This is a genomic window from Rahnella perminowiae (genome assembly GCF_019049755.1).
Lineage (GTDB): Bacteria > Pseudomonadota > Gammaproteobacteria > Enterobacterales > Enterobacteriaceae > Rahnella > Rahnella perminowiae.
Genome location: NZ_JAFMOS010000416.1, coordinates 1 through 8,401, shown reverse-complemented (window position 1 = coordinate 8,401; position 8,401 = coordinate 1). Strand labels below are relative to the sequence as shown.

General features: G+C 50.2%; 8 protein-coding genes and 1 pseudogene. 6 read left to right on the top strand and 3 right to left on the bottom strand.

Translation table 11 applies throughout. From position 1 onward, the window contains the following. The 3 genes from J1785_RS06215 to J1785_RS26695 all read right to left on the bottom strand — a co-directional run. Nucleotides 1-468, bottom strand: a 468-nt coding sequence (locus tag J1785_RS06215) for a hypothetical protein (RefSeq protein WP_217219051.1), incomplete at its 3' end; no start/stop codon positions are given. A 116-nt stretch (nt 469-584) separates the two neighbouring features. Continuing rightward, complete coding sequence (locus tag J1785_RS06210; protein ID WP_331252978.1) at nt 585-800, bottom strand: DUF2767 family protein; 216 nt, start codon at nt 798-800, stop codon at nt 585-587. Nucleotides 801-1,347: 547 nt separating this feature from the next. Next, nucleotides 1,348-1,674 (bottom strand): four-helix bundle copper-binding protein, encoded by a 327-nt coding sequence (locus J1785_RS26695; RefSeq protein ID WP_129955360.1) that lies wholly within the window; start codon nt 1,672-1,674, stop codon nt 1,348-1,350. Nucleotides 1,675-1,917: 243 nt separating this feature from the next. Here J1785_RS26695 and J1785_RS06200 point away from each other — a divergent pair, with 243 nt between their 5' ends. From J1785_RS06200 to J1785_RS06180, 6 genes and pseudogenes are all read left to right on the top strand, one after another. Next, the gene (locus J1785_RS06200) at nt 1,918-2,070 is read left to right on the top strand and encodes a hypothetical protein (RefSeq protein WP_217219048.1); all 153 of its coding nucleotides are present in this window, start codon (nt 1,918-1,920) and stop codon (nt 2,068-2,070) included. A gap of 336 nt (nt 2,071-2,406) precedes the next feature. Continuing rightward, a pseudogene (locus tag J1785_RS27005) lies at nt 2,407-2,611 on the top strand (2Fe-2S iron-sulfur cluster-binding protein); the annotation flags it as partial. 70 nt (nt 2,612-2,681) lie between these two features. Beyond that, nucleotides 2,682-5,474, top strand: a complete 2,793-nt coding sequence (gene fdhF, locus J1785_RS06195; RefSeq protein ID WP_418952334.1) for a formate dehydrogenase subunit alpha — start codon at nt 2,682-2,684, stop codon at nt 5,472-5,474. Further along, nucleotides 5,474-5,965 (top strand): helical membrane plugin domain-containing protein, encoded by a 492-nt coding sequence (locus J1785_RS06190; protein ID WP_217219047.1) that lies wholly within the window; start codon nt 5,474-5,476, stop codon nt 5,963-5,965. Before fdhF ends, J1785_RS06190 begins: the two co-directional genes overlap by 1 nt. Then, nucleotides 5,958-7,325 (top strand): cytochrome ubiquinol oxidase subunit I, encoded by a 1,368-nt coding sequence (locus J1785_RS06185; protein ID WP_217219046.1) that lies wholly within the window; start codon nt 5,958-5,960, stop codon nt 7,323-7,325. The genes J1785_RS06190 and J1785_RS06185 overlap by 8 nt, the downstream gene beginning before the upstream one ends. Nucleotides 7,326-7,335: 10 nt before the next feature. Beyond that, complete coding sequence (locus J1785_RS06180) at nt 7,336-8,286, top strand: cytochrome d ubiquinol oxidase subunit II (protein WP_217219045.1); 951 nt, start codon at nt 7,336-7,338, stop codon at nt 8,284-8,286. The last annotated feature ends 115 nt before the right edge of the window (nt 8,287-8,401 follow it).

Genomic DNA, 8,401 nt, shown 5'->3' with positions numbered 1-8,401 from the left:
GCCCGCCCTGCGTCCTGCTAGTGCGCTGATTTCAAGATTTAGATTCATGCCGATGGTAACGGATGATGCAACAGCTAAAGAAAACCCGACATTTGTGAGTGAACTTGCAGCAATATGGACATTCACAGCCATAAGCCGCTGCTTGATGTGTTCTAATTGAGCAGTTGTTTTAAATTTAAATATTTCTCCGAAATATATTTTAAGCATGTCGTACGCAATATTGCCATTTTGTAGAAGATGGTAAACTCCTTTAGAAAATCGAATATCCTCAGTCTTTTGTTTCTGACAGACGTCCTGATATTCATCCGTGAAACAGGATGTGTAATACAATGCACGCTGTGCGCCTGCACCTATCGTTTCAATCTGATTTGATACCGCTTCTCTAACACCCGTTAATGCGTGATCGAGCTTTAACGCAAGAATCTTATTGGCCTGTAAATGGCTGATAATTTCATCATTACCGTACATAATCATTCCTTGCTTATGCCATTAAGTCCGTATGGATATTCAATTTACCATAACATGCGCTCACCGCGCGCTTTTCCCCTGAAGACACCCTTTCTTGCGGCTTATCCGACACAACGTCAGGCTGGTCTGTACGTTTCCAGTACTTTGATTGGCACTTTCATACATTTAATCATCGATTCTGGCCGCTCAATCTTTGCTGTTAGCGCTGTTCTCAACAGATCCGCTATCACTATGTGTTTAGGTTCAATAGCCAGGTCATGTAACGTAAATACTAAATCTCCAACAATCCGGCACATTTGATCGTACAGTTGGTCCGTTTCCTCTGTACTTATAGCAACTTCATAATTGTTTGTATCGGTTGTATATTATCAAACATTCCTAATTAAATTGCGGTTAAGTTGTATTTATGTGCGTTAGCACATGAAGCCGACAAATAGTGTCACATAGGATACCTCAGCTTATGGTCGCCGGTGACGCGGCGCCCCCCCGCCCTGCAAGACCATTCCTGTTAACACCAACGATACGCTAATGTACGCGGTCGGAGTGGTCCTGGCGAAGCCAGCGCGTATCTCCGCGTTAGCGGCAAAGGCGCTTACGAGCGTGTACTCTAAAACAAAAGGAAAACCTCTCAAAGCGACACAACCGCAGTAGTTACAACATTCATCCTAAAGCCACTCTGTTCCGGGCCTTTGGCCCGCGGGCGCGGCTTTTCAGGGCGGCCAGGTTCCACACGGGTGTTACCGCTGTGCACGGTCCGTTATTAAGGGCCAGCTCGGAGCTTCAGATTTGCACGGAGTAGTAGAAGGAAATCATGTGAATGTTGTAACTAAATACGGTTTGTTAAAAGCCTGCATTGCAGGCCTTTTTAAGAGAGGAAATTTACGCGGCGACCTTACTGCACATATCGGCGCACTGCCGGCAGCGCTTCGCACAGTACTGACAGTGGTCATGCTGATGTTGCGAACATTCCTCAGCACAGGCGGTACAAATGTCCGCACACAGATAACATATCTGTTGCGCATAGCCGCTTTGGAGCGCCAAAAAATGCGCGGCAAGACGACAAATCGCGGCGCATTGCATGTCCAGCCGGATACAAGCTTTCATCATGCCAATGTCTTCTTCGTTAAGGCAGGATGTAGCACAGTGATCACATGCTTCTGCGCATTGATAACATTCATCGATAATCTCCTGATTATTGATCTTCATACAAGCCTCCTAATTAAATTTAACAGCTTTAAAAGTCTGAATAATATTTCACGATAAGCAAGTTCAGAGTACCATAATAACAATTTATTATAAGAGACTCCTGATGAATAATCATTTAATACAAACAGGGGCTTGCTATACATTTAAATGTCAGGACTGTCATTGTTATCCTTTTTAATCACATTACACGCAATACCTGTGGCTATACTTTAAGTTCGATTAATATGACGGGAGGTTGTTGTAATGACAGGCATCACTGATCAAGATAAAAGTAAATCCGGGCATGATCATGAACGGGATAAGGATATTCATAAGCGGGAAAGGAATAAACCTCAACCAGATTATCAAAAATATCATCCTGCAGATGCACCGGAGTCAGGCGATAAAAAGTTGTAATATAAAGATATATATCCTGCGATATGTAATGAAATGCGTTTCAGCAGGCAGCCATGTTCCACGGTTCTCACGGTTGTCTGTTCTAAGCCCTGTTGATATAGCACTCCACGCCGGGGATAATTCCATGCTTTTATGATCCTGACGCCAATATATCAATAAGATAAGGTATCTTCGCTTAGCCCTCCCTTTTTCCTGATTTACAGATTTATCTGAAGAATATGTAAATCTGGCGTTATTAATTGAAGAAAAAAGCATGTTAGCTAAGCTCATATACATAACCTTACAAACCAGCAGGGCGGAAATTGCCTTTTTCATTAACCGGAACGCGGGGGTTTAATGAACCAACAAACATGCATGATTTTGTATAACGGCGAGCCTTTAACGGGGAGGATTAATCAACCGCTGATTGATTTTCTGCAAGAACAGGGGAAAAAACTGCCGCATGTTTGTTATCACCCTGCGCTGCCACCGCTGGAAACCTGCAATGTGTGCTGGGTAGAAGCGGATGGTGAAAAAGTGCGCGGTTGCACGCTCACTACCTATGATGGTCTTGCAGTGAACAGTCAGAGCGACGCCATGCGCGCAGCGCAGGAAGAAGGGATGGTGAAAAAGTGCGCGGTTGCACGCTCACTACCTATGATGGTCTTGCAGTGAACAGTCAGAGCGACGCCATGCGCGCAGCGCAGGAAGAAGGGATGGATCGCATACTTAACCGCCATGAGCTGTATTGTACGGTTTGCGAACACAACACCGGTGACTGCACCCTGCACAATACTGTCGCCGATATGCATATCCCGATTCAGTATTACCCTTTCGAGCGAAAACCCTACGGGAAAGACCATTCTAACCCTTTTTATACTTACGACCCGGATCAGTGCATTCTCTGTGGTCGCTGCGTTGAAGCCTGCCAGAACGTTGAGGTGAATGAAACGCTGACCATCGATTATACCGAAGCTCATCCGCGCGTACGCTGGGATGGCGGGACTCAAATCGCCGGTTCAAGCTGCGTCAGTTGTGGGCATTGCGTCACTGTGTGCCCGTGCAACGCACTGTTGGAAAAAACCATGCAACCGGATGCCGGTCCGTTTACCGCCATGCCTGAACCGGTTAAACGTCCGCTGATCGATTTCGTTAAAGCCCTGGAGAACAGTATTGGCGCGGAGCCGGTGACGGCTATTTCCCTGATCGATAATGCGCTGCGGCAGGCGGAAATCAAGCGGACGAAGACGGTATGTACGTATTGTGGCGTAGGATGCAGTTTCGAAATGTGGACGCGTGACCGCCATATACTGAAAGTGCAGCCTGTGGCGGAGGCGCCGGCAAACGGTATCTCGACCTGCGTAAAAGGAAAATTTGGCTGGGATTTTGTCAACAGCCCGGAACGGCTGACCACACCACTGATCCGCGAAAATGGACGCTTCCGCCCTGCCAGCTGGGACGAAGCGCTGGAGACCGTTGCCCGCCGGTTGCGTGAAATCGCACAACGTCATGGGGGAGACGCCATCGGTTTTATTGGTTCAAGCAAGGCCAGCAATGAAGAAGCTTACCTGACGCAAAAAATTGCCCGCCTGATTTTTGGCACCAATAATGTAGATAATTCCTCACGCTACTGCCAGAACCCGGCCACACAGGGGCTGTTCCGCACGGTCGGCTATGGTGGCGATGCGGGAACCATCAAAGATATGCAGCAGGCTGACCTGATTATCACGATCGGCAGTAATCTGGCGGAAAACCATCCGGTGATTGCCTCACATATCAAGCAGTCACATAAACACCGGTCGCAAAAACTGCTGGTGGTCGATCCCCGGCGGCATGAAATGGCCGACCGCGCAGATCTGTTCCTGCAAATCAAGCCGGGAACCGATCTGGTCTGGGCTTCGGCCATGTCACGTTACATGTTTGACCACGGTTATGCCGATGAAGAGTTCCTGAACCAGCGGGTCAATCAGGTCGCGGAATATTATGCCTCTCTTATGCCGTTCACGCTGGAATATGCGAGTGAGATCACGGGCCTGAGTGTCGAAACACTGGTATCAGCCGCGGAGATGATCGGCCAGGCGAAAAGCGTCTGTCTGCTGTGGGCGATGGGGATCACCCAGCACAGCCACGGAGCCGATACCAGCACGGCGCTGTCGAATTTACTGCTGGTGACCGGCAATTATGGCCGTCCGGGCACCGGCGGTTATCCGATGCGCGGCCACAACAATGTTCAGGGGGCCAGTGATTTCGGTTGCCTGAGTAATGTTTATCCCGGCTATGAAAAAGTCACCGACCCGGCGGTGCGTGAAAAGTGGGCGGAAGCCTGGGGCGTCGACCCTGCGGCACTCTCTGACAAGGCGGGCGCAGACAATTTTAAGATGATACAACAGGCCGATAAAGGTGCGCTGAAGGCGATGTACATCATCGGAGAGGAGACCGCATTTTCCGATGCAGATTCGACGAATGTTCATGAGGCTTTCAGCAAACTGGAATTTATGGTGGTCCAGGACATTTTTATGAGCCGTACCGCAGAATTTGCAGATGTGGTGCTGCCTGGTTGCCCGTCTGTCGAAAAAGAAGGCACCTTCGTGAATACCGAACGGCGTATCCAGCGTTTTTATGAGGTAATGAAACCGCTGGGTGAAAGCCTCCCGGACTGGAAAATCCTGACGATGCTGGCCTCCAAACTTGGCCATCCCTGGTATTACCAGCATCCTGGCCAGATTATGCAGGAAGCGGCAAATATCGCCGGGATTTTTGCAGGTGTCAGTTATGAACGCCTGTCCGGATGGCACTCTCAGCTTTGGCCGGTCAGTGCTGACGGTAAAAGTACGCCGCTGCTGTATACCGACAAATTCCAATTTCCCGATGGCAAAGCACGACTGTATCCGCTTGAGTGGCATCCGCCCATGGAGGAATCCGACAGCGAATACGATTTGCTGCTCGATAACGGCCGCATGCTTGAGCACTTCCAGTCAACTAATCAGACCGGCAAAGGAGGAAGGATCACTTCCCTTTCGCCAAACTGGTATGTGGAAGTGGGCCCTCAGCTGGCGGCAGAACGTCAGTTACAGGAAGGGGATTGGGTACGCCTGACTTCGCGCCGCGGCTCGCTGGAAGTGCCGGTGCTCATCACGGACCGTGTGGCCGGTAACGTGTTGTTTATTCCCATTCATCATGGAAAACCCGGCGTGAATGGCCTGACCGGAGAGCACCACGATCCGGACGTGAATACCCCGGCTTATAAGGAAATCGCGGTCACGATGACCAAACTGGAGCGGACTCCGCAACCTGATCCCCTGCCGCGAGAAAACTTCCGCTATGGTCAGCGCACCCCGATCAACCAGGTGCCAGCAGAAGATAAATGGCGTCAGGATGGTTATCGCCTGCCGCCTGAACATGTTGAACATCCGGAGAAATTCTAATGGCTGAACGACAGGAATATCAGGTGCCGCCTGCCAGCACCGAAACAACCGCACAGGAAATGCTGCATACCTTAACCGAGAGCCTGCATGAGCATGGGTTTTTACGTTTGCTGAACGATGTGGTACGGGCAAATACGGATATCGCGCGTATTCTGGTCGCCGGGATGAATCAGCCCGGCAGCCAGAATGCCATGCAAAACCTGTCCCTGCTGTTTATCACGCTGAGCAAAATCCCGCCGGAGCATTTTAATCATCTGCTGCAGGCGCTCAAATCCGGCGTTATGGCGGTACGCCAGGATAATGAGCGTAACGAACCGAAACACGAAGAGACGGCGCCCGGGGTACTCGGCATGATGAAACTGCTCAATGATGAGGCGTTATGGCGTGGGCTGATGCCGATCGTTAACGGCCTGAAAGCCTTTGGGGAAGAGATACAGAAAGAAGAGCAGAAACCTGTGACCCGAAATACCGGTAAAGAGACGCATGAGTGAAGCTGACTGGGTGTTACTGCTGTCACGCGGACAGTTTGCGCTCACTATGGGAATGCACATCACGCTGGCTGCACTGACCTTAGGACTGGCTCCGTTTCTGGTATGGTTCGAAACCCGCTGGCTATGGGGTAAACAGGCAGCCTCGGGTACTGCCCTGCACTTCTGGCTGAAAATTTTTGCCATCACCGTTGCCGTTGGGGCCGTTTCCGGCGTAGTGATGGAATTTCAGTTCGGCACTAACTGGTCGGTATTTTCGCAAAAAGCAGGCGGCATTATCGGGCCACTGCTGTTTTATGAAGTGCTGATCGCCTTTTTTATGGAATCTGGGCTGACGGGCGTGATGCTATTCGGGATGGGGAAGATCCCGCCGAAGTGGCATTTTGTTATCACCTGTCTGGTCGCAGCCGGAGCATTGTTCAGCGCCTTCTGGATCCTTGCCGCTAATTCCTGGATGCAGACGCCGGCGGACTTTATGCGTGACGCAAACGGTAATTTCCATCCCACAAACTGGATGGCGTTTCTTTCAGCCCCCTCTTTCGCTTGGCGCTTTTTCCATATGGTGCTGGCCTCACTGATTGCTGTCGCATTTATGATTGCCGGTATTGGCGCATGGCGTCTGCTTCATCATCCCGCTGAAGCCACCTCAAGGATCATGGTGAAAGCAGCCATCTGGTTCGCGGTTGTTGCAACGCCGGTACAAATCGTGGTCGGTGATCAGCATGGGGAAAATACGCTTCACTATCAGCCTCAGAAAGTGGCCGCGATGGAAGGAAGCTGGCATCAGCCCGCCCCCGGAGAAGGTGAACCTCTGCGGCTGTTTGCCTGGCCGGATCAACAGGCGCAACGCAATCAGCTGGAAATAGCGATACCGATGATCGGTTCTCTTTATCTTCGCCATAATCTGACCGGTCATATTAAGAGTTTGAGTGAATTTCCTGAGCATGAACGTCCTCCCGTCGCTGCGGTTTTTTTCTCGTTTCGTATCATGGTGGGATTGGGGTTACTGATGTTGATGACCAGTGCGGTAGCGGCGTACCGGCTTAAACGCGGCAGATTGTTTGATGCCAGACTATTGCTCTGGTGGCTGGTCTGGACGTCTCCGTCAGGTTTTATTGCCATGCTGGCCGGCTGGCTGGTCACCGAACTTGGCCGTCAGCCCTGGACAATTTTTGGCATGCTGCGCACCGCCGAGAGTGTATCCTCAATGCCACTCTCATGGGTCATCACCTCATGTTGCGGTGTAATAGTGATTTATGGTCTGGTCTTCGGTTTTGGTTTGCGGCACTTTCTGCGCTACGCCTCCGGTCCTTTACCTCAGGGATCGGATGTGGTGGTGACCGCGATACCGACCTCAACCTGAGGAGCTCGTGATGGAATGGTTAGCCGATCTCTCTGCGGCGATGCTGTTATTTTCATTGCTGATGTATCTGATGCTCGACGGTACGGATTTAGGTGCCGGGATGCTGCTTATTTTCTTTAACGATGAGAAACAAAAGCGGTCCATTGTAAAGTCAATGCTACCCATCTGGGATGCTAATGAGACATGGCTGGTGTTGCTGGCCGGCGGATTGTTTGCACTTTTTCCTGCCGCTTATGCCCGCCTTTTCAGTGCCCTGTATATCCCGGTATTTGTAATGTTGCTCAGTCTGATTTTACGCGCATTAGCGCTGGAATACCGGGATACGGTCTCAGGGAGGATTCGTGCCTGGCTTGATAAACTTCTGCCAGCGTCTTCTGCTCTTGCCGCATATTGTCAGGGGATCTGCGCAGGTTTAGTCGTCAGCGGTAATATTGCCGCTGGCGCGTATTCCTGGCTGGGCTTATATCCGATGCTCAGTGGTATAGGGTTGATCTGTGCGTATATGTTGCTGGGCTGCGGCTGGATACGCTGGCGCGTCGCTGAAAATAAGGAAAAACGCACCCTCAGACTTACCCGTTATTTTTTACTGCTGAGTCTGGGTTTGTTTTTAATTATACAATGTATGAATCCTGCACCGTGGCAGCAGGTATGGCAACTGGCCTGGGGTAAGGGGTTGATCCTATCAATTGTCCTGTTATGGCTTTTTTCGCTTTTGGCATTACAGAAGCTTAGCCCGTTCAGACAACTGGCCGTTACTCTTATTTTACTGGCTGCCATCGTTATACAGACCGGGATAGGCATTTACCCTGAGCTTATTCCGGGGGAAATGAACTTACACAGGGTGGCGTCCGGAGGTATAACACAAGCGTTCCTTCTGACCGGCATTGCCTTTATTATTCCGATCACGCTTCTTTACCATAGCTGGGCCTTTTGGGTATTTCGCGGAAAAATAGAAAAGTAATAAAACAATAAGCTATCACCGGGCAGGCATGCTGCTTCAACTGCGTATGTGGTAATAATGCGCAAGTTTATAAAAGGGAGTGGTAATAGCTTTTTTAGGTTAACCAGGCCTTTAT